2 protein-coding genes are annotated in these 2,176 nt (G+C 71.6%); both read left to right on the forward strand.

What is annotated here, in order from left to right:
* Positions 1-530 (forward strand): proton-conducting transporter transmembrane domain-containing protein (locus G6028_RS10585; protein WP_277817597.1); only part of this gene is annotated, 530 nt, incomplete at its 5' end.
* The gene (locus tag G6028_RS10590) at positions 527-2,047 is read left to right on the forward strand and encodes a complex I subunit 5 family protein (RefSeq protein WP_182617783.1); all 1,521 of its coding nucleotides are present in this window, start codon (positions 527-529) and stop codon (positions 2,045-2,047) included. The genes G6028_RS10585 and G6028_RS10590, both read left to right, overlap by 4 nt.
* Positions 2,048-2,176 lie beyond the last annotated feature (129 nt).

Below are 2,176 nucleotides of genomic sequence, written 5' to 3' on the forward strand. Positions count from 1 at the left end.
TCCTCTCCGCCGGGGTGATCAAGGACCGACTCGGCACCGACCGATTGGCGGCGATGACCGATCAGGACGCCCGGATGCCCGTCGTGACGATGGCGATCGCGATCGCCGCCGTGAGCCTGGCCGGGCTCCCCGTCAGCCTGGGTTTCGCCGGCAAATGGCAGCTGCTCATGGCCGCTGTAGGCACCGGATTGTGGTGGGTGGTCGCGGTGGCCGTGGCGGGTACCCTCGTCGCGGCCATGTACCTGCTGCGACCGGTCCAGACGTTGCTGTCGGGGGAGTCGAGCGACCACCGGCCCACCCCGGGCGGCGCCGGTGATGGGGGCCACGCCGACGATGGGGGCGACGACGAGGGCCGCAGTACCGATCCGGCGTCCGGTGCCCACCTCCGCGGAACGGGCACGAGAGCCGTCCCGCGCGCCGCCACCCTGATCCCCTTGGCCGCGGCCCTGCTCGCCGCCCTCGCGATCGGGGTGTCCGGGCCGTTGGCCGACCTGGCGGTGCTGGGGATGACCCACGGAGGTGGAGCATGACCCCGCCGTCCTGGGTCGGTGAGTCGTCCCTGCTCGCCGTGGCCCCTCTCGCGCTCTCGGCTCTCGTCGCCGTCGTCGTCTTCCTCATCCCGGAACCCCGCACCAAAGCGCGCACCACGGTCAACATCACCGGCGCCTCGGTCAAGTTGCTCATCGTCGCGGCGCTGGTGCCCGCCGTCATCGCGGGCGCCCGGCCCGAATGGCGCAGCGCCCTCCTGCCGGGTCTCGACCTGGTCCTGCGCGTGGAGCCGCTCTCACTGCTGTTCGCCGGACTGAGCTCGCTGCTGTGGTTGCTCACCACCATCTACGCGATCGGCTACCTGGAGGGCCGCCCGCACCGGGCCCGGTTCTTCGGCTTCTTCTCGCTGTGCGTCACCGCCACCGTGGGCATCTCCTTCTCCGGGAACCTGGTGACGTTCCTGATCTTCTTCGAGCTGCTCACCCTTGTCACCTACCCGCTGGTGGTGCACAACGGCACGGCGGCCTCGTTCCGCTCCGGCCAGCTGTACCTGCGGTACACCCTCAGCGGCGGGCTCTCGGTCCTGGTGGGCGTGGCCTGGCTGACCGCGCTGGTCGGCGACGTGGACTTCACCGCCGGCGGCGCGGCGGCGGTCGCCGAGCTGGCCGCCGAGGACCCCGCCACCGCGGTGGCGATCTTCGTGCTCATCGCGGCCGGCCTGGGCGTCAAGGCCGCGCTGTTCCCATTGCACGGCTGGTTGCCCCGGGCGATGGTGGCGCCCGCCCCGGTCAGCGCGCTGCTGCACGCCGTCGCCGTGGTCAAGGCCGGCGTGTTCGGCCTGGTCCGACTGATCGACGACGTCTACGGCGTGCAGGTCGCCGACGACCTGGGCGTGCTGCTGCCGCTGCTGGTGCTGGCCTCGTTCACGGTGATCTACGGCTCGGTCCGCGCCCTCATGCAGGACGATCTGAAGAAGCGACTGGCCTACTCCACGGTCAGCCAGGTCTCCTACGTCACGATCGGCATCGCCCTGGTCTCCGAGATGGGCACTGCCGGCGGACTGACCCACCTGGTGCACCAGGGCCTGATGAAGATCACCCTGTTCTTCTGCGCCGGGCTGTTCGCCGAGGTGCTGGGGATCAAGACCGTCTCGCGACTGGCCGGGCTCGGGCGGCGGATGCCGTGGACGTGCGCGGCGTTCACCGTGGGCGCGTTCGGGATGATCGGGGTCCCGCCGATCGCCGGGTTCGCGTCCAAGTGGCAACTCGGGCTGGGCGCACTGGACTCCGACCACACCTGGGTGCTGGGGATCTTCATCACCAGCGCGCTCCTCAACAGCGCCTACTTCCTGCCGCTGGTGTACTCGATGTGGTTCGCCGAGCGGCCCGGGGGCGAGTCCCCGACAGGTGCGGGCCGACGGCGGGCGGAGGCGCCCCTGGCGCTGCTGGTGCCGACCATGATCACCGCGACGGCCTCGCTGCTGGTGGGGATCATCGCCGCGGCCCCGTACTCGCCGATGGGGATGGCCAGGTTCATCGCCGAGGGGGTGTTCCCCTGATGGCCTCCGCCCCGTGGATCGCGGCCCTGTGGGCTGCCGCGCTCGTCCTGCCGCTCGTCGTCGCGGCCGCCCTCGGCGTGACCTCCGTGCCCCGCCGGCCGGCCGTCGACACCTCGATCCCCTCGCCCG

Origin of the sequence: Dietzia cercidiphylli (genome assembly GCF_014145145.1) — a bacterium.
GTDB lineage: Bacteria > Actinomycetota > Actinomycetes > Mycobacteriales > Mycobacteriaceae > Dietzia > Dietzia natronolimnaea.